The sequence below is a fragment of the Microcoleus sp. Pol11C2 genome, assembly GCF_036701505.1.
In the GTDB taxonomy this organism is placed as follows: Bacteria; Cyanobacteriota; Cyanobacteriia; order Cyanobacteriales; family Microcoleaceae; genus Microcoleus.
The window spans coordinates 12,958-38,774 of sequence record NZ_JAUBQX010000016.1 but is presented as its reverse complement, the minus strand read 5'-3'; the positions used below and the strand labels follow the sequence as shown (position 1 = coordinate 38,774).

Below are 25,817 nucleotides of genomic sequence, written 5' to 3'. Positions count from 1 at the left end.
CATGCAAGTAGAAAACATTGAGGATATTTACGAACTTTCGCCGATTCAGAAAGGCATTCTCTTTCATAGCTTATTCGCTCCGGAATTGGGACTGTATTTTTTCCAAATGCCCTTTTTGTTGCGCGGCAATCTCAACATTGACGCTTTCTCTAGTGCTTGGGAGCAAGTAGCGAACCGGCACGCGAGTTTGCGGACAGGCTTTTTCTGGCAAGATATCAACAAACCGTTACAAGTTGTATATCAGCAAGTAAGAGTTCCCTTAGAGCAATGCGACTGGCGGGGGCTAAATCCTGGGGAACAGGAGGAGCAATTAAATAATTTTCTGGATAGCGATCGCGCTTTAGGGTTCGACCTTTCCCAAGAGTGTTTGATGCGCCTGACTTTGTTTCGCCTCGCTGACAACTGTTACCAATTTATTTGGAGCAGACATTTTATCGTGATGGATGGGTGGTCAATCCCCACGATTCTTGGGGAAGTGCTTCAAATTTACGAGGCAATTTGTGAGGGGAAAAAGGTAGATTTAGGACCCAGCATTCCCTACCGAGAATACATCGAATGGTTGCAAAAACAAGACGTAGCGAAAGCCCAGAGGTACTGGCGGCAGGCGATCGGAGAATTGCGATCGCCTACTTCCCTCACCAATCTAGATGCTAGCAGCGCCTTCAATTCCGAGGAAAAATACGACGAACAGAGAATCTATTTATCGCCAGAAACTACAGCAGCGCTGCAATCTTTTTCGCGGCAGCACCAGCTTACATTGAGTACGATATTTCAGGGAGCGTGGGCGATGCTCCTCAGTTACTACAGCGGCGTGAGCAAAGTAGTCTATGGATGTACGGTGGCGGGACGCCCAGTAGAATTACTACAAGACGAGCCGCTAATTGGGCTATTTGTTAATAGCTTGCCCGTATGGATCGAGGTAGCTTCTGACCAATCTCTGCTAGTTTGGCTGAGGCAGCTTCAAGAACAATTACTGGAAATGCGCCAGTACGAGTGGAGTCCGCTAGTTGATATTCAAGGGTGGAGTCAAGTGCCGCGAAGCAGACCTTTGTTCGAGAGTATCTTGGTGTATGAAAACGCGCCAGTGGATTCACTCTTGCAAAAATGGGAAGGCAATCTAGAAATCTCGAACTCGACGATTTTCTCCAATGCGCCGACTTTTTACAAGACTAACTATCCCCTGACTGTTGCGGTGTATCCGGATCTAAAGTTCTGCATCGGCATCAATTACGATTTCCGCCGCTTCGATCTAGCCACAATTACTCACATTCTGGAGGATTTCGAGAGATTGATTCAGGGCATCTTGGCGCAACCAAACGCGCTCCTGAAGGACTTGATGTTGCCGATCGATCGCGAGTATCCCATGACGTTAAGTCTGGAAAGAGAAGTAACGTTTAGTTTTGAATTGTCCGCCGCGTAACTAACAAATTAACTAGAGTGAGAAAGTTGCCATGCATCGCATCGCCCTACAAAAGCCAAGTCAGCCAGCGAATATTTTTGAAACTCGCGAGTCTAATGTCAGAAGCTATTGCAGAAATTTTCCTGATGTATTCCATCGGGCAAAAGATTCTATCATATATTCCGAAACAGGAGCGGAATATATCGATTTTTTAGCAGGAGCAGGGGCGCTGAATTACGGGCACAACAATGACTATATCAAGCAGAAGGTAATAGCATATCTGGCATCGGACGCGATCGCGCACGGATTAGATCTGCACACCTCAGCCAAAAAAGAATTTTTAGAAAAATTCTTTTCGTCTGTCTTAGAACCGAAAAAGCTGGATTATAAAGTTCAGTTTTGCGGCCCAACGGGAACGAATGCCGTTGAAGCAGCTTTGAAATTAGCCAGAAAAATCAAGAAAAGACCGGGCATTTTCTCATTCATGGGAGCCTATCACGGCATGACGTTAGGCAGTTTAGCTGCTACTGGCAATATCGCAGCGAGAGCGGGGGCAGGCGTAACATCAAATAACGTCACTTTTATGCCCTATCCCTATGGGTTCATGGAAAGTTTTAATACTATCGGTTATATCGAAGCCGTCCTAAATGATGTCAATTCTGGAATCGAAAAACCAGCGGCCATTATTTTTGAAACCGTGCAAGCTGAAGGGGGAGTAATTGTCGCGCCCGTCGAGTGGATACAACAACTCAGAGACTTGTGCGATCGCCACGACATTTTATTAATTTGCGATGACATTCAAGTGGGTTGCGGGCGGACAGGGCCATTCTTCTCATTTGAAAGAGCTAATATCGTTCCCGATATGGTAATCCTCTCCAAATCGATCAGCGGTTACGGATTTCCGATGTCGCTTTTGTTGATTAAACCTGAGTTAGATATTTGGGAACCGGGCGAACATACGGGTACATTTCGTGGAAATCAACTCGCTTTCGTAGGAGCTACCGCTGCTCTAGAGTATCGAGAAAATATCAATCTCGAACGCGAAGTCCAATTGAAAGAGTTCTTTTTACAAAAGTTCCTGGCGGAGGAAATTGCCCCGATCGACGAAAAAATAAATATCCGAGGAATTGGTTTAATTTGGGGCATCGATTTTGAAAAATTTGGCGCTGCTAGTTTTGCTAAAAAAGTAACTTCGCGGTGTTTCGAGTTGGGATTAATCGTGGAAAGAGTTGGGAGAAATGATACGGCTATAAAAATATTGCCTCCCCTGACTATCGAATGGTCAATTTTGCAAAAAGGCTGTGCGATTTTGCAACAAGCCTTGTCCGATTGCTTGAATTCCTAATTGCTCTAATTTTTTCCAATTTTTAAAATGTGAGGAGACGATCGATGATAGCCGTAGCCAATCAAATTAGACCCATTACCCCCATTTCAGATAACTTGTTGTCTCAAAAAATTTATTGGTTAAACAAGCTATCCGGGGAACTGCCGGAGACAACTTTGATAGCCGATTATGTAAGACCTGTGCTAGATAGTGGCAAAGAGCGAGAGGTCGCCTTTGAACTGTCGAGCGAACGGTCTGAAGCGATTTTTAAGTTGGCGAAAAAATCCGATTTGTCAATTTATCTAATTCTCCTCGCTACCGCTAAAATCCTGCTCCACAAATATACGAGCAATAGGGACATTATTGTCGGCTCGCCGGTTTATAACCCAGAAAAAAGCGCTCGCTTAATTAATCGAGTGGTTCCGCTGCGCTCCACTGTAACTCCTCAATTGACTTTTAAAGAGTTTCTGCTCCAAGTCAAAGATACTGCGATCGCCGCCTACAGCCACCAAAATTATCCGTTTGCTGAATTAGTGCGGTTGTTAAAAATTTCCGAAACTCAGAGCCGCTGTCCAATTTTTGACGTAGCCGTCTTATGGGAAAACATTCACTCTGCAAGCGATCTCGCGGAACTGGGCAATGATTTAACAATTGCTTTGAAAGTCGATGGCAATCGGATTGTCGGCAAAATAGAGTACAGCGACTTGCTTTTCAAAGAGGAAACCATCAGAAGACTGACGGCACACTATGTCAATCTTTTGGAAAACGTCACCAACAACATTCACCTCAAAATTGCGGATCTTAGTTTTTTAAGCAAATCTGAAATCCGCCAGCTATTAGAAACTTTTAACGACAATGCTAGAGAGTATCCTGTCGAGCGAACGATTCACGATTTATTTGAAAGCCAGGTCGAAAAAACGCCCGATAGAATAGCTGTTGTTTTTGAAGAAACTCAGTTAACTTATCGCGAACTGAACGAAAAAGCGAATCAACTCGCCAGATTTTTGCATAGTTTAGGAGTCAAAAATCGACAACTGGTGGGAATTCTGCAAAAACGGAGTCCGAATTTTCTCATCGCTATTCTCGCTATTTTAAAGGCGGGGGGAGTCTACGTTCCCATTGAGAGCACTTATCCTCCGGAGAGAATTCGCTATATGCTTTCTCACAGCGAAGTGCGGATTCTCTTAACAGACGCTTCATTTTTAGAGATTTTGGCAAGCCAAATCGAGTATTGCCCTCAGTTAAAATATTTGGCTTGTTTAGATGTCAAGCCGGAGGGCGCGGCGAGATCCGCCGCCGAGGTTCAGGTATGCGATCGCCGCGATTTCGATAAACTGCCTGCAGCCAATCTAGAAACTAGCAATCGCGGCACCGATCCAGCTTACGCGATTTATACCTCCGGTTCCACCGGATTGCCCAAGGCAGCTATTATCCGACACGGCGGCGCGATCAATCACATTTACGCCCAATTTGAGGCGCTGGGATTGACTGAAGAATTTACCTTTTTGCAAAGCGCTCCCGCTTCATCGGATATTTCGGTTTGGCAATTTTTAGCGCCTCTTTTAATTGGCGGAAAAACCGTAATTGCCGACGCGGAAACAATTTGCAATCCAGAAAAATTGTTTGAGGTCATTCAAAAACAAAAATTAACCCTTGTCGAACTCGTTCCCACCGTTGTCCGAGGATTGACAGACTATCTTTCAAAATTATCGCTGCAGCAACGAGCGTTCCCCAATTTAAAATGGATGATGGTAACGGGAGAATCCGTCTCGGTAGAGTTGGCCAATAAGTGGTTGCGCCTGTATTCCTCTATCGGCGTTGTCAATGCTTATGGCCCTACAGAAGCGGCTGACGATATTACGCAGGCAATTATTGAAAAACCTTTGCCGGAAAATCAGCGATCGCTATCCATTGGCCAACCCCTCGCCAATTTAAATCTTTACATCCTCGACTCTCAGATGAAGTTAGTACCCATCGGAGTGCCGGGAGAGATTTGCGTGTCGGGATTTGGCGTCGGCGAGGGTTATTGGAAAGATGGAAAGAATACTCAATTAAGCTTTGTTGAAAATCCCTTTCCCAATACGGCAAAACCGCTGCCAGGAATTGACAAAGATTTAATGTACAAAACCGGAGATTTAGGGCGGTGGCTTCCCGATGGAACGATCGAATTTCTAGGGCGCATCGATCGCCAGGTAAAAATTCGCGGTTTCCGCATCGAACTAGGAGAAATAGAGGCTGTATTGGAGCGACATCCAGCGGTGCGGGAGACGGCAGTTATCGTTAGGGAAGATAGCCCCGGCAACAAGCGCCTAGTGGCCTATATCGCTGAGAACAAGGCAGAAAACAGTGTTTCAGAGTTTCAATCGTCGAGCCTTGCAGATGAGTTATGCGGCGATTTAAAACAAAAATTGCCCGAGTATATGGTGCCTTCAGCCTTCGTGCTGCTGGAGGCGCTGCCGCTTTTGCCGAATGGCAAGGTGGATCGCCGATCGCTGCCTGCACCAGAAAAAAGGGCGATCTCCGCGGTGCGATCGCCTATAGAGGAAATGGTTGCTGGCATCTGGAGCGAAGTGTTAGGCGTCGAGGGAATTGGCAGCGAGGATAACTTCTTTGAATTGGGAGGACATTCCCTATTAGCTACTCAGGCGATCGCGCGCCTGCGAGAAGCGTTTCAAATTGAATTGCCCCTGCGCGTCTTATTTGAATCGCCAACAGTGGCAAGTTTGAGCGAGCGCATTTCCCTTCTCAGCAGCAGCGAGCAAAAACTGGAAGCACCCCCCATCGATCGCGCACCGCGAGGCCCTGAATTGCCCCTTTCTTTCGCACAACAGCGGCTCTGGTTTGTCGATCGATTGCAACCGGGCGATCCAGCTTACAATATCCCCGCCGCCGTGCGCTTAAAAGGTGCGATCGACATAACAGCATTAGAGCGCAGTTGCCAAGCAGTTATTAATCGCCACGAAGCCTTGCGGACAACTTTTGGCGAGGTGGAAGGGCGGCCCATTCAATTGATAATTCCCGAACCTACTTTCGCCCTCTCAGTTATAGATTTGCAGCACTTTCCTCAATCTCAGCGAGAAGCAGAAGCCATGCGACTCGCCGCCGAGGAAGCGCAACAACCTTTTGACTTAGCAAACTGGCCATTAATGCGAGTCACTTTGCTACAGTTAGGCGACACAGAATTTATCTTATTGCTAACCATCCATCACATCGTTGCAGATGGCTGGTCTCTCGGGGTACTCGTGCGGGAAATGGCAACCCTCTACGAAGCTTTTTGCACTGGCAAACCCTCCCCACTTCCCGAACTTTCAATCCAATACGCCGATTATGCCGTGTGGCAGCGAAACTGGCTTTCTGGGGAAGTTTTAGAAGAAAAACTTGCCTATTGGAAGCAACACTTAGGCAATCCCTTACCAGTGCTGCAACTGCCTGCCAAACAACCGCGCGCCGCTGTTTCTACCTATCGCGCTGCCCTTCAACCTTTCCAGCTTTCCCCAAACCTTTCTGCCGCGCTCAACAAGCTGAGCCGCCAACAAAATGTCACCCTATTTATGACGTTGCTAGCTGCTCTGGAAACGCTGCTATATCGATCGACAAATCAGGATGACATGGTGGTCGGCACCGACCTCGCCAACCGCACCCAATTGGAAACAGAGGCTCTGATTGGTTTCTTTGTCAATATCTTGCTTTTGCGCGGCGATCTCAGCGGCAATCCTACTTTCATTGAATTGCTCGATCGCGTGCGCGAAGTCACCTTAAAAGCCTACGCTCACCAGGATTTACCCTTCGACAAATTGGTGGAGGAATTGCGGCCCGATCGCAGCCTGAATCAAACACCGCTCTTTCAAGTCTTATTCGTCATGCAAAATATGCCCATGCCTGCTTTAGAGCTAGGCGGGTTAACTTTGACACCCTTAGAACAAGACAGCGGCATCGCCAAATTTGATTTAGTTCTCTTCGTAGGAGAAACCGAGCAAGGAATTGCAGGCACTTGGAAGTACAACACTGACATTTTCGATGCCGCCGCCATCGAGCAAATGTCCAGCCGTTTTGAAACCTTACTCAACAGCATTGTGGCGGAGCCTGAGACTCGGTTAAATAACTTAGAAATTCTCACAGAAGCGGAAAAAGAACAACAAGCAATGCAAGAAGTCAAGCGCGAAAAGCTTAATTTTAGCAAGTTTAAGAGTGTTAAACCGAAAGTAGTCACTCTGCCAGACGGCGAGTTGATAAAAACCGAATTTCTCCAGCCTGGAGAACTATTCCCGCTAGTCATTAAACCCGCTGCCAGCGATGTCGATCTCATTGATTGGGCAAAAAACAACCGAACTTTGATCGAGACCAAATTGCAGCAACACGGTGCAATTTTGTTTCGAGGCTTCACCGAGCCCTTAGTTTCTACTTTCGAGCAGTTTGCCTTGGGGATTTGTCCGGAATTGTTCAGCGAGTACGGAGATTTGCCGCGCGAAGGAATGGGTGGCAAAGTTTACGGTTCGACCCCTTATCCTGCCGACCAAACCATCTTTTTTCACAACGAAAGTTCGCACCTGCACCGCTGGCCAATGAAAATCTGGTTTTTCTGCGTTCAACCCGCGCAGTCAGGCGGCGAAACCCCGATCGTTGATTGTCGGAAAGTTTACCAGTTGCTCGACCCCAAACTCCGAGAAAAATTCGCCCAAAAGCAACTGATGTACGTCCGCAACTACACCGACGGACTCGATGTAAGCTGGCAAGAATTTTTCAAAACGGCGCATAAAACTGAGGTGGAACAATATTGCCGTCAAGCGGGCATAGAATTTGAGTGGAAAGACGGAAATAAGCTTAGAACTTGCAAGCGGAGACCGGCGATCGCCAAGCACCCCAAAACTGGAGAGATGGTATTTTTTAACCAACTTCCTTTGCACCACATTTCCTGCTTAGATCCCGCCGTCCGCAACTCCTTATTATCTGTTTTTGGAGAAGAGAACCTCCCCCGCAATGTTTATTACGGTGACGGCACTCCTATTGAAGACTCGGTAATGGCAGAAATTCAGGCCGTCTATCAGCAGGCAACCGTTAGTTTCCCTTGGCAAGCTGGCGACATATTAATGTTAGATAATATGTTGGCGGCTCACAGCCGAAATCCATTTTTCGGGCCGCGCAAAATTGTGGTAGCGATGGGCGAAATGATCTGTGAAGCAGAGATTTAAAAGCTGAATTCTATCCCGCAAATTCGGCTTGAGGCGGCTCTGCTACGAAGTTATAATTGTCAGTAGTAGCCACTTCAACGCCTTTCCCATAGTCTGTTTTAACTGAGATGTTGCACCATTTTCAATTAGTTGTTTAGGAACAGGCTTTCCGGCCTGTTCCACAAGAGATGAATTTTATGGTGGAACAGGCCGGAAAGCCTGTTCTTGACAATGGTGTAAGATGTGAGTTTTAACGGACTTGAGCTATAAGCTTTGGACTAAAGTCCCTGGCGAACCTAAAACATAAAGCAATATAACCAATGCAAACAATTAATGGATTTCGGCTTTCTCCTCAACAAAAATATCTGTGGCTGTTGCAACAAGATAGTCCCGCTTATCGCGCGCAATGTGCGATTTCGATCGAGGGCAATCTCCAAGCAAATGCCTTAAAAGAAGCGCTGCAAAAAGTCAGCGATCGCCACGAAATTCTGCGGACGAGCTTTCAGCGACGTTCTGGGATTAAATTTCCGATTCAAGTCATCGCCGATCGCAGCTTAATTTCCTGGCAGATCGTTAATCTCGAATGCTTGACCCCGCCAGAACAAGCGGCTAAAATCCCTGAAATTTTTCAAAGCGAAAAGCGCTCAGCTTTCAACTTTGAGCAAAATCCAATTTGGCGCTTATCCTTAATTTGTCTATCAGCAAACAGGCACATTTTGATAATCGGCCTGCCTTCCCTGTGCGCCGATTCCCGCACCCTCAAAAATCTAATTCGAGAAATTAGCCAGTGTTATGCAGCGTGCTTGCAAGGTGAGGAAATGGCCGACGAAGTGGTGCAATATGTCCAATATTCGGAATGGCAGAATGAATTGATTGAGGATGAAGAGGCGGCAGAGGGCAAACAATATTGGACCGAACGGGATTACTCGGCGCTAGCGAGTTTAAAAGTGCCTTTTGAAAATAAAAATAGCAGCGCGTCCGATGCCTTTGAACCGAAATTTTTTGAGGTGAAAATAGAACTGAGTTTACTAGAAGAAATAGAAGCGATCGCCGGCCGCTACGATACCTCAATATCTGCTTACTTTCTAGCTTGCTGGAAAACGTTGCTCTGGCGGCGGTTGGGAAAGGCAGAAATCATTATTGGCACCGCCTTCGACAATCGCAAATATGAAGAATTAGAGCCAGCACTCGGTCTATTTGCCAAATTTTTACCGCTTCGCAGCCAACTGCAAGAAAATTTTACCTTTCAGGAATTATGGCAGGAAATTCAGCAATCCCAAAGCGATGCTTATAAATGGCAGGAATATTTCAACCGGGAAGATATAAACGGAACGGCTGGATTTCCATTTTGTTTTGAGTTTGAGGAACAACTAGAAAAGTATGCCGCGGCTGGCGTAGATTTTTCAATTTACCAGCAATATGCCTGCGGCGATCGCTTCAAAGTTAAACTCTCCTGCGTGCGCCGAGAGGATGCCCTCATCGCTGAGTTTCACTACGATCCGGCCTTGATAGGGGAACTAGCGCTCCAATGTTTAGCAGAGCAATTCTACACCTTAATAAAAAGTGCAGCTAATCACCCAGAAACCGCTCTCGGCGAGTTGGAAATTCTGAGCGCTCGCGCCCGCTACCAAGTCTTAGTTGAGTTCAACCAAACACAGAAAAATTACCCAAAAGACAAGTGCATTCACCAGCTATTTGAGCAACAAGTGGAGCGCGTACCCGATCGCCTTGCGGTTATCTGTGAAAATCAGCAACTCACCTACCGAGAACTCAACGCCCGCGCCAACCAAATTGCTCATTACCTACAACACTTAGGAGTTAAATCCGAAGGATTAGTGGGAATTTGTGCTGAGCGATCTGTGGATGCGATCGCCGGAATGATCGGCATTCTCAAAGCAGGCGGCGCGTACTTGCCACTCGATCCGGCCATGCCAAAAGAGCGCCTCGCCTTGATGTTGCAGGATGCCGGAGTGGCAGTGCTATTAACGCAACAACAGCTAATCGAAAACTTGCCAAAAACTCAGGCAAAAATCGTTTGCTTAGACGCAGAAATTCCCTCTGTCTCCCCCTCTCCCTCTCCCCCTCTCTCTGGTGAAAATTTAGCTTATGTCATTTACACTTCCGGTTCCACTGGCACCCCAAAGGGAGTGGCAATTGAACACCGATCGCTCGTCAATTACCTCTACAGCATTCAGGAACGGCTAAACCTGCCATCAGGTGCCAGTTTCGCAACCGTTTCTACCTTGGCAGCAGACTTAGGAAATACAGTAATTTTTCCAGCTTTATGTACGGGAGGAACCCTTCACATAATTTCCCAGGAACGCGCCACCGATCCAGAGGCGATCGCTGCTTACTTTCAGCAGCATTCCATTGACTGTCTCAAAATCGTTCCTTCCCATCTAAAAGCTTTATTAACTGCTTCTAATCCGGCGCAGGTTTTGCCGAAAAAGCGATTAATCCTTGGCGGCGAAGCCTTAAGTTGGAATTTGCTCGAAACTATTGAGAAATACGCCCCAGACTGTTCAGTCTTCAACCATTACGGGCCCACAGAAGCAACCGTAGGCGTGCTGGCTTATCCCATCAAAGACCGAGAAAATTGCATTTCTGAGACAGTTCCTCTCGGTCGCCCTATCAATAACGCGCAGATTTATTTACTTGATTCGCACTTGCAGCCAGTTGCCATTGGCGTGTCCGGCGAGTTATACATCGGCGGTGCTTCTTTAGCTCGCGGCTATCTCAACAAACCCCACTTAACAGAAGAAAAATTCATCCTCAACCCCTTCGACGCCGAACCAGGAGCGCGTCTGTATAAAACAGGAGATTTGGCCCGGTATTTGCCGGACGGAAATATTGAGTTTTTAGGGCGGATCGACAGCCAAGTTAAACTGCGAGGGTTCCGCATTGAATTGGGGGAAATAGAAGCATCGCTATCTCAACATTCCGCTGTGCGGGAAGCAGTAGTTTTGCTACTGGAAAATGAACCGGGGAATCAGCGCTTAGTGGCCTATGTTGTACCCGTGAGGGAATCAGCGATCGCTATTAACGAGCTGCGGCCATTTGTAAAAGAAAAACTGCCCGACTACATGGTTCCTTCTGCTTTTGTCGTACTGAAAGCATTGCCCCTCACTGCTAATGGAAAAATAGACCGACGGGCGCTGCCAGCGCCGGAGGCGGCGACAGCCGATTTAGCAGAAACTTTTGTCGCTCCTAGCACTCCCATTGAGAAAATGCTTGCTGAGATTTGGGCTGAGCTGCTAGGGCTGGAAAAAGTGGGAATTTATGACAATTTCTTCGATTTGGGGGGACATTCATTACTGATTACTCAGTTGCTAGCAAAGGTAAGAGATGCTTTCCAAAAGGAATTGCCCTTGCGCCGTTTCTTTGAAGCGCCTACCATCGCTGCTTTAGCAAAGAATATTGAGGTGAAACATGGGGCGGATTCTGCGGGCGCTCGCACTGGAAGTTTCGATATTAACGCTGAAGTTGTTTTAGATCCGGCAATTCGCCCTGCAACTCCATTGAGCGACCCAAACACTGAACCAGCTTGCATTTTCTTAACAGGGGCGACGGGCTTTTTGGGAGCCTTTTTACTCCGCGACCTCTTGCAACAAACTCAAGCAGAAATTTATTGCCTAGTCCGTTCTGCCGATGCAGAATCCGCTAAAAAGCGGATTCAAAGCAGCCTCGAATCCTATTTAATTTGGGATGAAAGCAGCAGCGATCGCATTATCCCAATTGCTGGAGATTTGTCTCAACCACTTTTGGGGCTTTCTGAGGAGCAGTTCCGAGTTTTAGCCAGTAAAATTGATGTCATTTACCACAATGGCGCGTTTGTCAAGTTTACTTATCCCTACTCGGTTCTCAAACCCGCTAACGTTTTGGGGACGCAAGAAGTTCTGAGATTGGCGAGTCAAAGTAAGCTAAAACCAGTCCATTTAATTTCTACGATTTCCGTTTTCTCGACAATGGGAGAATCTGGGATTAAGCTCGTGCGAGAGGAGGATGAACTCACTCCGGGAGAGGGTCTAAAAGGCGCTTACACTCAGACTAAATGGGTGGCAGAAAAGTTAGTAGAGGTGGCGCGCGATCGCGGAATTCCTGTTACCATTTACAGGCCAGGCCGCATTTCTGGGGACAGCCAAACAGGGGCCTGCAATCCCAGTGACTTACTGTACAGGTTAATCGCTGGTTGCGTGCAACTTGGATGTGCGCCCGATGACGATAAGCTGATGAATGTAGCGCCTGTTGACTATGTGAGCCGAGCGATCCTTCATCTTTCGAGCCAAAAAGAATTGCTCGGAAAGACTTTTCATTTAGTCAACCCTCAGTCCTTTCAGATGAGTGAATTGCTGGGCTGGATTTGCTCAATGGGTTATCCAATCAAACGAGTTTCTTCTGAGACTTGGCAAGCAGAAATAATCAATCGCGCTGGATATTCTCCAGAAAATGCGTTGTATCCGCTTGTCGGTCTTTTCTCGGAAAAAGTTTCGGAAGCAGAAATGGCTAAATCTGCCACGCTGCAATTCGATTGTCAGAATGCGTTGAAGGGACTTTCTGGAACGGACATTATCTGCCCGCAAGCGGATGCGAGTTTGTTTCGGACTTATTTTTCCTATCTCGTCGATTGTGGCTTGATAGGTAGCCGTAATTAAAACCTGTAAGGGCGCAATGCTTTGCGCCCTTACCTAGCTCACTCTCTGGAGAATTCAAAATGAAGGAACAATTACAGCAAAGACACATGAAAGCGCTGATAGAGCGCTACACCGATCGCACAAAGACCTCTAAGAATTTCGCGCAAAAATACCGTCCGGTTCTCGCTGACAATCGGGCTTCTGATGGGTTTCGCTTTCCCGTCAAGGAGATGTTTTATCCTATTGTCGCCGAGCGATCGCTTGGCTCTAAAATGTGGGATGTTGATGGCAACGAATACATCGATATCACGATGGGATTTGGCATCAATCTTTTCGGTCATAATCCGCCCTTTATTAAAGAAGCCATATTAGAGCAACTCGATCGCGGCTTGCAAATTGGTGCTCAAGCAGAACTTGCAGGAGAAGTTGCAGAATTAATCTGCGAACTAACGGGAATGGAGCGCGTCGCTTTTTCTAATACCGGCACTGAAGCGGTGATGGCAGCTCTACGATTAGCTAGAGCGGCAACTAAACGCAATAAAATTGCTTTGTTTTCTGGTTCTTATCACGGTCATTTTGACGGAACTCTGGCAGTTCTAAAAAAGATAGATGGCGATTTACGCCTCATTCCAAAAGCACCAGGAATTCCCGCTAATTTTATTGAAGATGTTTTAGTTTTGGATTACGGAAGCCCTCAGGCCCTGGAAATTATCAAAGCTCATCAGCACGAATTAGCGGCGGTTCTCGTGGAGCCGGTGCAAAGCCGCCGTCTCGATTTGCAACCCAAAGAATTTCTCCAGCAACTCAGACAATTAACAAAAGAATCAGAAATTGCCCTGATTTTTGATGAAATGGTTACTGGTTTCCGAATTCATCAAGGTGGCGCGCAGGCGTGGTTTGGCATTGAAGCAGATATTGCAACTTACGGTAAAATTGTCGGGGGCGGTATGCCCATTGGAATTATCGCTGGAAAAGCTGCTTATATGGATAAAATTGACGGCGGTTTGTGGAACTACGGCGATGATTCCTATCCCCTGGTAAAAACAACAATTTTTGCTGGCACTTTTTGCAAGCACCCACTTGCTCTGGCCGCTGCGCGTTCCGTGCTGCGCTATCTTAAAAGTCAAGGCCCAGACCTTCAGCAGCAGTTGAATCAGCGAACTTCGCAGGTAGTTGAAACCCTGAATGCTTATTTCAAAGAAAATGAAGTCTCTGTAGGGCTTGTAAATTTCGGATCGCAATTTCGCGCTGTTGCCTCCGTTCAGATAGATCCACTACTTTTTCACTTAATCGATAAGCGTATTTTTATATGCGAAGGTCGTAGCTGCTTTCTCTCTACCGTTCACACTAATGAAGACACAGATCGCATCATTCAGGCGGTTAAAGAGAGCATTCAAGAAATGCGCGAAGGAGGCTTTTTTCCGATTCAGCAATAAACTTGGTTTTTGATATCGCGCATTTTTAACGGAATCAGATTTAACTCACCTCCGAACATCAATTTTCAGGAATGGAGAACTGGGTGATCGTTAGGGACAGGAATTATAGAATATTTCTACTTACCATTGTCTCGGATGATTCACTTTGATCTACTCAATCCATGTAAGCTGCCCGTTGGGGGTTGCGGAATGTGGGTTTAAATGTCTGTGCGTTGCATCTGCGCTTTCCTCGCTCAAAGATTTAGGCAATAAGTATAATGACTAAGGGCTACTGACTATTGACTAAATCAATCATTAATAAATTCACCTTCACAGATAATCGAGTCTCTGTTCTCCAAATCTTCTTGATTCCAGACCGCGTTTAATGCTGCTGAACTTAAGGAAGTTGACATCGTATTTAATGTGGTGTTGTAGTATTCTACAGCATTATTAAGTTCCACCTGCGGCGCTTCTTTGAAGTACGAATTAATATCAGGCGTGCACCGCTGGGCTTGGTAGTATACATAAGCTTCAGCATTAATGCACATTACGTGGTAAAAATCCTTATTTGCTGCCGTAACATCTCCAAGTTTATACAGCGCTAAACCCCGGTTGAGATAAGCTTTAACATAGTTCGGATCGAGTTCTACGGCTTTGTCAAAGTCTTCAATTGCAAGCTGCATTTGTTTTAATTTATAGCGAACGCAACCTCTGTTATAATAGGCATAAACATTTTGTGGATCGATCGCGAGTGCTGTGTTGTAATCGGCCAGCGCCTGCGTATTGTCTCCTAATTGGTGGTAACAGAGACCGCGATTTATGTAAGCTTTGATATATTTTGGATTCAACCGCAGGGTTTCGTTAAAGTTTTCTGTTGCTGCCTCTTTTTCTCCCAAAAGGTAGTAAGCGCGCCCCCGGTTGTAATAGGTTTTATAATTGTTGGAATTGATAGATAGAGATCGATTGTAGTCTTCTATTGCTTCTTCGTAATTTCCTAAATTAGCAAGTACAAGTCCCCGGTTGTTGTAGATAGCGTGGCTGTTAGGCTTATTTGCTAAAGCACAGTTTAGATCCTCAATGGCTTTTTCGTGTTCTCCGAGATGACGCCAAGCATTGCCTCGATTCAAGTAAGCCTCGAAAAAATTAGGGTTGATATCTAGGGCTTGGCTGAGGTCTGCGATCGCTTTTTGGTAGTCTTTCATGTAATAGTAAACCAAGCCGCGATTGTTATAGGCTTTGGCATCGGCGGGATTAAGTTGCAGTATCTGATCGAAGTCCTCAAGTGCCGCTTCATAGTTTCCTTTCTTGGCGCTGTGCAAACCGCGCTTGTAAAATTGTTTGAGGTTCATAGGTCCACTTTCAGGATTGCTTGATTCTGGGGGTTGATTCCTGTGCAGTCAGTCTGGAGTTCGACAGCCGTTAATCTGTTGAAAGAGCATCCACCTGCGGTCAAAGTAACTCTTAAATGATTCCCGGCAATCTACCGTAAACAGAATTTTGGGTTTATTTTAACAGTAGTTAAATCCTGTTGAAAGGCTCTGCAGCTCGGCTGGATTTACTTATTAGTCAGTTCGATTGTTTACCCGATCGACTTGATCTCAAAAGTCTAGTTTTACTTGGTACTCTGTGTGTCTTGATGCGGGGGCGATCGGCTCGATCGCCAAATTAAGTTGGATACCGCTACTCAGTATAAATTGTTGTCAGTAGTCCTACTGAGTAAACTCTATATTTTTTTGACAAACTTCGTCTCAGTATTTGTGGCAGTACGTCTCTACAAACTTTTGTTGCCTAATTACCAATTACCGATTGATTTCCTCTTCCACATAAACAGTCAATTTCTCCAAATCTGGAAGTTCGATCAATTCTTGTTCCTTTTCCTTAACCGACACAGGCATCATCACAGGTGTACGCTGCTCAATCCAGCAACTCGCCAGCGGTAAAGTTTGTTCCAAATCTTCCAAAGGCCTCGGAATTACCATCACCGCGTTCAACTCGCCAATTCGCTCAGCTTCGTACATCCCGGCCTCTACGGCTACTGCTACATCTGCAACTGCACCGCGAATAATTGCCGTGCACAAACCGGCGCCTATTTTCTCGTAAGCTGCCAAGTGTACGTCTGCGGATTTGAGCATAGCATCGCAAGCACCGACCATTGCCGGAAATCCCCGGGTTTCGAGCAAACCGATCGCCTGGTTGCTAAGCCGAGAATAATTGCCACTTTCGGAAAGTTCAGTCAGCCGAAAGCCGATCGGCAAAACCACTTCCAAATTAGCCAAAGGTCTAGGAATCACCAACTTAGAAACAAACTGTCCGAACTGTTCAGCAGTTTGAGCTCCAGCTTCCACAGCCAAACGCACATCCGAAATTCTGCCCCGGACGATCGCCGTACAGTGACCGGAACCAATTTTTTCGTATCCTACTAAAATCACTCCTGCCGACTTCAGCATCATGTCAGCAGTCCCCACAATCGCCGGAAAACTCTTGGTGGATACCAAACCCAAAGCCGTGTCTTTGAAGTATTCCTGGCGCTGCGATCGCTCTTCGTGACTGTTACGATCTGTTTGTCCGTCCATCTTCTATTACCCTTAGAAACTTCCCAAAATAAAAATTTGTTGATAGTTTATAGTTTCTCAGATGAGAAGACAGACTGCACGAGCTACAAGACACAGATTGCTGCGGCAAGGCCTGACAAATTGCTGAGCTACCAATAATATGAGATTACCTATTTATATTTGATCTTTCTGCCTTCAGCATAGCTGCCTTTTGCCAAAATGACGGCTACCCGGAACCGCCCGATAGAGTTTGGCCGTTTTCCTCCGATCGATTAAAAGCTTGCCGGTGCGGAAACAGCGTCCCCAACAGCCGATTGATGTGAGCTTGACCGTACAGAATAGTTGGCGTTTCCCCTGGTTGGGGCGGCTCTGCGGCAGTGGATTCCGGCGGTTCTGGGGCAGTCTCCGGCGCAGTTTTAGGCGGTGTTTGGGCGGGTTGTGGCGGCTCGATCGGCTCAATCGGTCGATCAATTGGTGGGGTAGTGGCTTCGGGGGTTTCTGGTGATGTTGGCGCTGCTGTTGGCGCTGTTGCGGTTGCTTCTTCTGCGGTGGCTTGGCGGCTGGTATCTCCCATTAGAGAACCTGCTGCCATAATTTGCATTTTCTCGATACAAGGATTGATTAGGGTCGTCCCGGCGCCAATACAGGCATTTTCCCCGATCGTTCCCGCACCTACCACCAGCACTCCTGCACCCAGAATAACGCCCGCCGCGATTTCCAGAGTACCTTCACGGGCGTGAAGGATAACTCCCATACCGATACAGGCACCGGCGGCGATCGAGATCCGGCTGCCCGGCTCTGCTTGCAGGATTGCTCCAGGGGCGATCGCCGCACCCTCATTCACAACTACATCGCCACTCATCAAAATCTGAGAGTTGCTACTTAATTGCAGTGGCGATAAATACATTCGACTTCACCATGAAAGGAGCTATTTTTTTCGATAAAACGACTTTAAATTATGGATTTTCTCGACTGATAAATTTAACCATGTCAATCTAAGAAACGATAATTCACTAATACTGAGAATCTTGATGCTTTAACGTTTTATAGAAACTTTCCGAAGATTCTAGATTTTGACCAACATTTCTCATTCGAGCTTTTTAACTATCTCAAATCCTACTTCAATCCGCTTGGGTTTCTCCCGTTGGCCCCAGTGCGAGGGCTTAACGGAAGAAACAGGCTAATTACCAGGCAAATTAAGGTCGTTGGATAATTTCTTCCAGTACCCGGCGCTTCGCCTTGGAGTCGATGCCGAGCAAGCGGACGTACTCGCCGCTGTGTTCTTTGAGACAGCTTTCGAGGGCAGAAATCACTTCGGATTCGTGGTTGGATGAGATCGGGGCGCAACTGCTCCAAGAACCGGTGCGGAAACGGCGCGCGTCGGCGTGTTCCGTGCCAATTTTGTAGCCTTGGGAAAGCAGGTTGCGGATTTGGTCGATCGTCTTGCCGGTCAAACTTCCGCTGCTGGCAGAACCAGTCGAAGCTGCTTTGTATCCCGAGGTTGCTGCAGGCTTAGCCGATTGAGCAACTGGGCCGTCGGGACGCTGAATAATTTCTTCAACTATGCGTCGCTTAGCTTTCGGGTCAATCCCGATCAAGCGCACGTATTCGCCCGGGTACTCGTTCATCACAGCTTCCAAAGCAGCGATCGCCTCAGATTCGTTTCTGACTTGCAGCGAAGCCCCGCTTTGCCAAGAACTGGTGCGGAAGCGGCGGGCGTCGGCGTGTTCCGTCCCCACCTTGTAGCCTTGAGCTAGCAAGCTGCGAACCTGAGCTACTGTTTCGGCACTCAATTTTCCGCTTGACACGGAACCGCTATTGTGGTGTGAAGCTTGTTGTGCAACTTTACCGTTAGATTGGTGAGTTGTCGCACCGTTTGAACCGTTAGAGCCGTTGTCTCCCGGTCTTTGGACGATTTCTTCTAGTACGCGGCGCTTGGCTTTGGTGTCAATCCCGATCAAGCGGACGTATTCTCCTTGGTGCTCGGCCATGCAAGCTGACAAAGCCGCGATTACTTCAGAGTCGCGCTTTGAGGCAATCGGGCCGCAAGTGCGCCAAGAACCGGTCCGGAAGCGGCGTGCGTCGGCGTGTTCGGCTCCGACGCTGTATCCTTGAGCTAGTAAATTGCGGATGCTATCGGCAAGAGTTGAACTCAATTGGGTGCCGGCATGGGTAGAATATTTGGTTTGAGTCATATTTGGGTTTTTAGTTTGCTCGTTGCGAATTGGTGCTAGACAGGCGATGTTCTCAGCGCAGCGATAACCCGTTCTCAGAGCGTCATTGATGCCGATGACATGGGTCGCAAATTGAATGTCAGAATCTTGAACGTCAGGCAAGCGATCGGCTTGCTTCTGATTAGTGATGATGGCTCCCGAAGGTACGTACTTACCGGGGGGAATCTCCACATCTTTAATTAGTACGTGCATCATGACAATGCAGCCGTTCCCCACTCTGGCATTGAACACCGTAGAGCGAAAGCCGATAAAGCAGTTGTCGCCCACGTAGGCCGGGCCGTGAATTAAACTCATGTGGGTGAGGGAAGTATTTTTCCCCACCCACACAGAATAGGATTTGTCGTCGTCTCCTGTGACTCGGCCTTGTTCTAGGCCGTGAATCACTACTCCGTCTTGAATGTTGCTTCCTTGTCCGATATAAAAAGGAGTGCCTTCATCGGCGCGGATAGATGTCCCGGGGGCAATCATCACATTAGAACCGATATGCACATCGCCAATAATATTAGAAAAGGAATGTACGAAGGCGGTGTCGTGAATTTGGGGCTCAGCCAAGTTTTTCGACCAAGGCGTCGGGGGAGCCGCAACGTTGCGGACTGCCATAAATTAAGTTCTCCTAAGCTGAAAAATTTTTTGTTAGTTGTTAGTTGTTAGTTGTTAGTTGTTAGTTGTTAGTTATTTTTCCACTAACTGCTAACTGCTAACGGTTGCAACTAGCCGTACGGGTCGTCTTTTTTACTGTAAATGAGGCGGTTTTCTACATTGACAGTATCTATAATGCCTACTACTAGAGCATCGATCGGACGGTTTTCGCTTCCGGGCGCGATCCGGGCTGCGCTGCCTCGGGTTACTAAAACCCATTCATCTATACCAGCGCCCACACAGTCAGCGGCTACCTCATAGCCGGGAACTGGCGAACCTTCCTCATCGATGAATTGCAGCAGTAGAAATTTCGATCCTCTCAGTGTCGGCTCTTTTTGGGTACTGACAACTGTGCCGAGAACTTTGGCCATTTGCATTTTAGGTAATAGGTAATAGGTAATTGGTAACTGTCATTTTTACACTGTCACTTGTCTTTTTTTAATTAGCTCTGTCCTCAGTCCGCTGTCCGCTTTTTAGAGCTTCGTCTAGTAACTAATGACTTATGACTCATGACTGATGACTAATAACCAATATCCCATACCCACCTCAATTAAAAATTAAAAATGCTAAATCAAAAACAGCGCGATTTTTAATTTTTAATTTTTAATTACCAAACGCCCCTAACAGCCGATCGCCTATCTTATGATCTGTTGAGGGGGCGAATGCCGCTAACGCCTTCACGGAACTGTTCTACAGCTTCCGTGTAGCGAATGGGCAACACGTACTCTAAGTTTTCGTGAGGGCGGGCGATAATGTGGGTGGACATCACTTGTCCGCCGTTAACGCGCTTCACTGACTCTACTCCGGCTGCGACAGAAGCTTGCACTTCCGAGACATCTCCTCTTACAATGACCGTAACCCGAGCGCTACCGATTTTTTCGTAGCCTACCAAGGTGACGCGGGCTGCTTTGACCATCGCGTCAGCGGCTTCTACCACTGCGGGGAAGCCTAGGGTTTCGATCATGCCAACTGCAATTGCCATTGGTTTTACTCCTGATTGAATATTTGGGGAACTAAACAGTTAATTTTTGACGATCGCACAAATTTTCCTTTAACGAAATTTTTGTGCGCTAAGAACTTAGTAGCCTCGGAACTGTTCTACTGCTTCTGTATATCGAATCGGCAGAACATATTCTAGGTTTTCGTGGGGGCGAGCGATGATGTGGGTAGAGACGACTTCTCCGCCGTTCACACGCTTGACGGATTCCACTCCTGCTGCGACTGAGGCTTGGACTTCCGACACGTTGCCGCGCACAATTACGGTGACGCGGGCGCTGCCGATTTTTTCATAGCCCACGAGGGTAACGCGGGCAGCTTTGACCATAGCATCGGCAGCTTCCACCACAGCGGGAAAACCTTTTGTCTCAATCATTCCCACGGCAATTGACATTTTTGAATCTCCTTTGAGGATGAGCGAAATTACCGTTACAAATCTTTGAGAAATCTAAAAATTTGGACGGGGAGGCCCACATTTTTTAGTAATGCAGTGTAAAGCTTCCTATCCTATAAGAATAGGGGAATCTGTCCACCTTGACAATATAAACTAACATCATAATGTTTAATAACAAAAATTAAATTTTTTTATGTTACTTAAAATAATTTAATATTTATTTAATAATCTTAATATTTAGAGGGGTAGATACCGATAGCGAGAGGGGATTAAAGTAAGTAATAATACTCATAAAGTAGAGTTCGGTATGTGAAGTCGGAGCTAATCACTGCCGGGAAAATTGGGGATTTCAAAAGGGGGATCGCAGGGAAATCGGCAAAAAAGGCAGTCTTGGCCCATCGGCAGGCATTTTTTTCTTTGAGTGCCTCTTCTACTAAGCAAGTAATTTTGTGTTGAGAGAATTCTCAGTTTTGATGCTTTAATGTATAGTGAATCTTGGGTGCAAATTATTTTGCCAGAACTATACGATCGGGTTTAGTCAAAGTTTTAGGGTATCACGCGATCGCCCGCAACTGTTTTTGTATAAAGGCAGCCCGTAATTTCAAGTTTAAGGGATAAATTAAATGACTCAATTTCTCCTCCAAGCCTGTTGGTGGGTACCTTTATATGGCTTAATAGGCGCAATTTTAACTTTGCCGTGGTCTACGGGTACCGTTCGCAAAACAGGCCCGAGACCTGCAGCTTACTTCAATTTGCTGATGACTGTGTTGGCTTTCCTGCACGGGTCAGTTATTTTTACAGCGACTTGGGATCAACCGCCCCAACAGTTGCTAGTGCACTGGGTGCAAGCAGCAGATTTAGATTTGTCTTTTGCAATAGAAATCTCCACGGTCAGCGTCGGAGCAATGGAGTTAGTTAGTGTTCTGAGTTTGCTAGCACAAATTTACGCTCTAGGCTACATGGAAAAAGACTGGGCGCTAGCTCGATTTTTTGGGCTGATGGGTTTTTTTGAAGCGGCAATTAGCGGCATTGCCATTAGCGACTCCCTGCTTCTAACTTACGCTTTGTTGGAAGTGCTAACGCTTTCAACTTACTTGCTAGTCGGGTTTTGGTACGCTCAACCGCTGGTAGTAACAGCCGCTAGAGATGCGTTTTTAACCAAGCGTGTAGGAGACGTGCCACTGCTGATGGGAGTAGTGACGCTTTCAACTTTAGCGGGAAGTTTGAATTTTTCCGATTTGGAAACATGGGCTGAAACTGCAACTTTGTCTCCTGTAGTCGCAACTCTTTTAGGTTTGGCTTTAATCTCCGCGCCTACGGCCAAGTGTGCTCAATTTCCCTTCCATCTATGGCTCGATGAGGCGATGGAAGGGCCCAACCCGGCTTCGATTATGCGGAATACGGTAGTTGTGGGCGCTGGGGCTTATGTTTTGATTAAACTTCAGCCTGTTTTAGCGCTTTCCCCGGTCGCAGATGCGGTACTCGTGGTTTTGGGTGCGGTTACGGCTGTTGGCGCTTCCTTGGTGGCGATCGCTCAAATCGACATCAAAAGAGCACTATCGCATTCTACCAGCGCTTCTATGGGTTTGGTGTTTATCGCCGTGGGACTAAATCAAGTTGACATTGCTTTGCTGTTGCTGTTCGCCCACTCGATCGCCAAAGGCCTATTATTCATGAGCGTAGGGTCAATTATTACTACAACTAACACTCAAGATTTAACAGAAATGGGTGGGTTGTGGTCGAAGATGCCTGCCACGACTACGGCTTATTTAGTAGGCGCTGCGGGGATGGTAGCGCTGTTGCCTCTGGGCAACTTTTGGGCGATGCGACGCTGGCTTAACGGTTTTTGGACTGTGCCTTTGTGGCTGGTAATTGTGCTGCTTTTAGTTAACGGTTTGACAGCGCTAAATTTAACTCGCATATTCGGTTTAGTGTTTGTGGGAAAACCGCAGCCGAAAACTCGCAGAGCTCCAGAAGTTGGTTGGCCGATGGCTTTGCCGATGGTAATTTTGACGGTGATGGGACTATTGGTGCCTTGGATGTTACAGCAGTGGCAACTTTTAATTAGTTGGACTGGTCCTTGGTCGCAAACAGGGGATTTTGATACTTTAAATTTGCTGTTGAAGACTCTGGATATTCCGCTGTTAATGTTATCTGGGTTGATGGGCGTTGCGGTTGGGGTGGCGATTTATTGGTACGGGGTTTTACCTCGACCGGTACGGCTGCCGGTGCCGGCGTTGCAGGATTTGTTTGCTTACGATTTTTATATCGATCGAGTTTACCGCTTGACTGTCGTTTGGGCTGTGGCTTTGATTTCTCAAATCAGCGCTTGGACTGATAGGTATGTGGTAGATGGGGTGGTAAATTTGTTCGGTTTTGCCACAATTTTCAGCGGTGAAGGGTTGAAGTATAGCGGTACCGGTCAGTTGCAGTTTTATGTGTTGACTATTGCAGGGGGGGTTGCTGTGTTGCTGGCGTTGATTATTTGGCAGTTTTAAACCGCAGAGGTTGGCAGATGAATTTTTCGGGGTTTGTCTGCTTTTTGTCTGATGTTATTTAATTTTAAACCGCAGATGAGGGCGGATGAACGCAGATGAACGCAGATGATTTTATTCTGGGTTTGTCTGCTTTTTTATCTAGTTTTATTCAAAATCGATCGGCCATAATTCGGTCACTGGAACTTCCCAACCGGGCAAAAGTTCGGGAATTGAAATCATGTCCCCGTCTCTCAATACCACGGGTTCGGGTGTCGGAGTGTAAATTGTTATTGTGCGCTTGTCTGGGTCGATTAATATTCCTACTTTGGCTCCGAGTTCGATGAATGATAAAATGTTTTCTCGGAGGGGTTTGAGGCGATCGGACTGAGATTTGATTTCTACCACTAAGTCGGGAACAAGTTCGGCAAAATACCTTTTACTTTATTTGAGGCTATCGGCTGTCACAAACGAAACATCGGGGGCTGTAACATTTGAATTGGGGAGAATAAACCCGCCGCTGGACTCAAACACTCGTCCGAGTTTGCGGGGTTTGACCCAGTTAAGCAAAAGTCTGCCAAACTCAAGTCCAATTTCGCTCGATACTATGTCTGATGGGCCCATAACGATAATCTTCCCGTCTACCAGTTCGAGTTGGTAGTCTAGATGTGCTTCGCCGAGTATACCTTGCAGTTCTTCCAAGTCGGCAACGGTGAGGCGGGTGGAAGGAGAACCGGATTTAATTTGCAAATCTTCTCGATCTGTAAGACTTGAGGTCATAGGAGGATTCCAGAGACATTTGAATTTATGTTAACAAGAAAATTAGCCGATCGCTTCTATATGTAGTTGCTATGCGTTAATGTTAAATATAGTTCTAAAAGCTCTCTAATAAAGGAAAGTTTTAATTGATGCTCAGTGCTTTAATCTGGATACCAATGTTGGCTGCTGCCCTGATTGGGCTCTGGCCCGGTTCAGTGAGTTCTAAAATAGTTCGGAATGTCGCGATCGCCATTGCGGGTATAACTTTTATTCTCTCGGTGATTTTGGCATTTCAGTTTGATGCCAGTAGCAGTCAGTTGCAGTTTTCGGAATTCATTCCTTGGATAGATGCTTTGGGATTGAATTACAATCTCGGCGTTGATGGTTTGGCTCTGCCTTTGGTAATTTTAAATACTCTCCTGACAGGAATAGCTATTTATGCTACGGATGAGTCTATCCGCAGACCTCGACTTTATTATTCTTTGATTCTGTTAATTACCGGGGGCGTCACAGGGGCTTTTTTATCTCAAAATTTGCTGCTGTTTTTCCTGTTTTTTGAGGTAGAATTGATTCCGCTTTACCTGTTAATTGCGATTTGGGGAGGCGAGCGTCGGGGTTATGCTGCTACTAAGTTTTTAATCTATACTGCATTTTCGGGAATTGTGCTACTGGCTGCTTTCTTGGGGACTGGTTGGCTTAGCGGTGCTTCTAGTTTCGATATGGTTGGTGCAGCGGGCGCATCGCATTTGCAAGGAGGATTGCCCTTGCCTTTGGTAAGGCAAATTGTTTTGCTGGCGGGGGTGTTGCTGGCTTTTGGTATTAAGATGCCTTTAGTGCCTTTTCATACTTGGCTGCCGGATGCTCACGTAGAAGCTTCGACGCCGGTTTCGGTGCTGCTGGCGGGGGTGCTTTTGAAGCTGGGGACTTATGGGATGCTGCGCTTTGGTTTGGGTTTGTTTCCCGAGGCGTGGGCGGTGGCGGCACCTTGGTTGGCGAGTTGGGCGGTGGTGAGTGTGCTTTACGGGGCAAGTTGCGCGATCGCCCAAAAAGATATGAAAAAAATTGTAGCTTACAGTTCGATCGCTCACATGGGCTACATTTTGTTAGCTAGCGCCGCAGCTACTCCAATTAGTATGTTGGGAACTGTTTTGCAAATGGTTAGCCACGGTTTAATTTCGGGGCTGCTATTTTTGAGTGTCGGCGTTGTTTACAAAAAATCCGGCACTCGGAACATCGATGTGCTCAAAGGTTTATTCAATCCAGATCGCGGTTTGCCCATGATTGGCAGTTTAATGATCCTCGGCGTGATGGCAAGTGCCGGCATTCCGGGTTTGGCTGGATTTATTGCGGAATTTTTGATATTTCGGGGCAGTTTGCCAGTGTTTCCCGTGCAAACTTTCCTCTGCATGATCGGCACTGGTTTAACTTCAGTTTACTTTTTAATTATGGTCAACCGCGCCTTTTTCGGCCGCCTTTCGGATGTGGTGGTAAATTTGCCGCAAGTCCGCTGGCGCGATCGCATTCCTTCGCTGGTTTTAGCAATAATTATCGCCATCATGGGAGTGCAGCCGGGAGTTTTAGTTGGTTTGAGCGAAAAAACTGCGATCGGAATGGTAGCTAATGTGCCACCCCAAGTTAAAGTGATTGCTCAAAACTTGAAATAAAATATGACCTAGGTTCGTCGTGAGGAATGCAAGTCCTCTCTTAACAGCTTTTAGTCCATAGGTTTGTAGTGAGGAGTGCAAGTCCTCTCTTAACAGCTTTTAGCTCATCATTAAAGGAATAAAGTCCTTACTACAAACCTATTTTTTCGTTATTCCTTCTATTCAGGC

General features: G+C 46.7%; 14 protein-coding genes and 1 pseudogene. 7 read left to right on the top strand and 8 right to left on the bottom strand.

Going from position 1 to position 25,817, the window contains the following annotated elements; all coding sequences use genetic code 11:
• Position 1 precedes the first annotated feature (1 nt).
• The 5 genes from QUA42_RS11810 (at position 2) to QUA42_RS11790 (ending at position 13,958) form a co-directional block, all read left to right on the top strand.
• Positions 2 to 1,420 (top strand): condensation domain-containing protein, encoded by a 1,419-nt coding sequence (locus QUA42_RS11810; protein WP_333137458.1) that lies wholly within the window; start codon positions 2 to 4, stop codon positions 1,418 to 1,420.
• A 31-nt stretch (positions 1,421 to 1,451) separates the two neighbouring features.
• Positions 1,452 to 2,744, top strand: coding sequence for a diaminobutyrate--2-oxoglutarate transaminase (ectB, locus tag QUA42_RS11805; RefSeq protein ID WP_333137457.1), 1,293 nt, complete (start codon positions 1,452 to 1,454; stop codon positions 2,742 to 2,744).
• A 44-nt stretch (positions 2,745 to 2,788) separates the two neighbouring features.
• Positions 2,789 to 7,912: an amino acid adenylation domain-containing protein gene (locus QUA42_RS11800; RefSeq protein ID WP_333137456.1), complete on the top strand. Its 5,124-nt coding sequence runs from the start codon at positions 2,789 to 2,791 to the stop codon at positions 7,910 to 7,912.
• Between the two features lie 299 nt (positions 7,913 to 8,211).
• On the top strand, positions 8,212 to 12,543 hold the full coding sequence (locus tag QUA42_RS11795) for an amino acid adenylation domain-containing protein (RefSeq protein WP_333137455.1): 4,332 nt from the start codon (positions 8,212 to 8,214) through the stop codon (positions 12,541 to 12,543).
• A gap of 59 nt (positions 12,544 to 12,602) precedes the next feature.
• Positions 12,603 to 13,958, top strand: coding sequence for an aspartate aminotransferase family protein (locus tag QUA42_RS11790; RefSeq protein ID WP_333137454.1), 1,356 nt, complete (start codon positions 12,603 to 12,605; stop codon positions 13,956 to 13,958).
• A gap of 287 nt (positions 13,959 to 14,245) precedes the next feature.
• On the opposite strand, the gene QUA42_RS11785 is transcribed toward QUA42_RS11790, so the two are convergent.
• From QUA42_RS11785 to QUA42_RS11755, 7 genes are all read right to left on the bottom strand, one after another.
• Complete coding sequence (locus tag QUA42_RS11785) at positions 14,246 to 15,286, bottom strand: tetratricopeptide repeat protein (RefSeq protein WP_333137453.1); 1,041 nt, start codon at positions 15,284 to 15,286, stop codon at positions 14,246 to 14,248.
• A 450-nt stretch (positions 15,287 to 15,736) separates the two neighbouring features.
• Positions 15,737 to 16,510, bottom strand: coding sequence for a BMC domain-containing protein (locus QUA42_RS11780; protein WP_333137452.1), 774 nt, complete (start codon positions 16,508 to 16,510; stop codon positions 15,737 to 15,739).
• A gap of 205 nt (positions 16,511 to 16,715) precedes the next feature.
• A complete protein-coding gene (locus tag QUA42_RS11775; protein WP_333137451.1) occupies positions 16,716 to 17,396 on the bottom strand; it encodes a carbon dioxide concentrating mechanism protein in 681 nt (226 codons plus the stop codon).
• A 289-nt stretch (positions 17,397 to 17,685) separates the two neighbouring features.
• Entirely contained in the window at positions 17,686 to 19,323 is a 1,638-nt protein-coding gene (locus QUA42_RS11770; RefSeq protein ID WP_333137450.1) for a ribulose bisphosphate carboxylase small subunit, read from the bottom strand.
• A 110-nt stretch (positions 19,324 to 19,433) separates the two neighbouring features.
• A complete protein-coding gene (locus QUA42_RS11765; RefSeq protein WP_006635057.1) occupies positions 19,434 to 19,739 on the bottom strand; it encodes a EutN/CcmL family microcompartment protein in 306 nt (101 codons plus the stop codon).
• A 263-nt stretch (positions 19,740 to 20,002) separates the two neighbouring features.
• Entirely contained in the window at positions 20,003 to 20,344 is a 342-nt protein-coding gene (locus QUA42_RS11760; RefSeq protein ID WP_006635058.1) for a carbon dioxide-concentrating mechanism protein CcmK, read from the bottom strand.
• A gap of 96 nt (positions 20,345 to 20,440) precedes the next feature.
• A complete protein-coding gene (locus QUA42_RS11755; protein ID WP_006635059.1) occupies positions 20,441 to 20,752 on the bottom strand; it encodes a carbon dioxide-concentrating mechanism protein CcmK in 312 nt (103 codons plus the stop codon).
• Positions 20,753 to 21,375: 623 nt separating this feature from the next.
• Here QUA42_RS11755 and QUA42_RS11750 point away from each other — a divergent pair.
• Positions 21,376 to 23,250, top strand: a complete 1,875-nt coding sequence (locus tag QUA42_RS11750) for an NAD(P)H-quinone oxidoreductase subunit F (RefSeq protein WP_333137449.1) — start codon at positions 21,376 to 21,378, stop codon at positions 23,248 to 23,250.
• 144 nt (positions 23,251 to 23,394) lie between these two features.
• On the opposite strand, the pseudogene QUA42_RS11745 reads toward QUA42_RS11750, so the two are convergent.
• Positions 23,395 to 24,006 (bottom strand): annotated as a pseudogene (locus QUA42_RS11745) (Uma2 family endonuclease).
• A 128-nt stretch (positions 24,007 to 24,134) separates the two neighbouring features.
• Between QUA42_RS11745 and QUA42_RS11740 the strand changes: the two are divergent.
• Positions 24,135 to 25,649: an NADH-quinone oxidoreductase subunit M gene (locus QUA42_RS11740; protein ID WP_333137448.1), complete on the top strand. Its 1,515-nt coding sequence runs from the start codon at positions 24,135 to 24,137 to the stop codon at positions 25,647 to 25,649.
• Positions 25,650 to 25,817: the final 168 nt, after the last annotated feature.

What these genes read in the sequence shown, in the direction of transcription:
- QUA42_RS11810 (WP_333137458.1), top strand. Translation starts at nt 2, where the DNA reads ATGCAAGTAGAAAACATTGAGGATATTTACGAACTTTCGCCGATTCAG.
- ectB (WP_333137457.1), top strand. Translation starts at nt 1,452, where the DNA reads ATGCATCGCATCGCCCTACAAAAGCCAAGTCAGCCAGCGAATATTTTT.
- QUA42_RS11800 (WP_333137456.1), top strand. Translation starts at nt 2,789, where the DNA reads ATGATAGCCGTAGCCAATCAAATTAGACCCATTACCCCCATTTCAGAT.
- QUA42_RS11795 (WP_333137455.1), top strand. Translation starts at nt 8,212, where the DNA reads ATGCAAACAATTAATGGATTTCGGCTTTCTCCTCAACAAAAATATCTG.
- QUA42_RS11790 (WP_333137454.1), top strand. Translation starts at nt 12,603, where the DNA reads ATGAAGGAACAATTACAGCAAAGACACATGAAAGCGCTGATAGAGCGC.
- QUA42_RS11785 (WP_333137453.1), bottom strand. Translation starts at nt 15,286, where the DNA reads ATGAACCTCAAACAATTTTACAAGCGCGGTTTGCACAGCGCCAAGAAA.
- QUA42_RS11780 (WP_333137452.1), bottom strand. Translation starts at nt 16,510, where the DNA reads ATGGACGGACAAACAGATCGTAACAGTCACGAAGAGCGATCGCAGCGC.
- QUA42_RS11775 (WP_333137451.1), bottom strand. Translation starts at nt 17,396, where the DNA reads ATGTATTTATCGCCACTGCAATTAAGTAGCAACTCTCAGATTTTGATG.
- QUA42_RS11770 (WP_333137450.1), bottom strand. Translation starts at nt 19,323, where the DNA reads ATGGCAGTCCGCAACGTTGCGGCTCCCCCGACGCCTTGGTCGAAAAAC.
- QUA42_RS11765 (WP_006635057.1), bottom strand. Translation starts at nt 19,739, where the DNA reads ATGCAAATGGCCAAAGTTCTCGGCACAGTTGTCAGTACCCAAAAAGAG.
- QUA42_RS11760 (WP_006635058.1), bottom strand. Translation starts at nt 20,344, where the DNA reads ATGGCAATTGCAGTTGGCATGATCGAAACCCTAGGCTTCCCCGCAGTG.
- QUA42_RS11755 (WP_006635059.1), bottom strand. Translation starts at nt 20,752, where the DNA reads ATGTCAATTGCCGTGGGAATGATTGAGACAAAAGGTTTTCCCGCTGTG.
- QUA42_RS11750 (WP_333137449.1), top strand. Translation starts at nt 21,376, where the DNA reads ATGACTCAATTTCTCCTCCAAGCCTGTTGGTGGGTACCTTTATATGGC.
- QUA42_RS11740 (WP_333137448.1), top strand. Translation starts at nt 24,135, where the DNA reads ATGCTCAGTGCTTTAATCTGGATACCAATGTTGGCTGCTGCCCTGATT.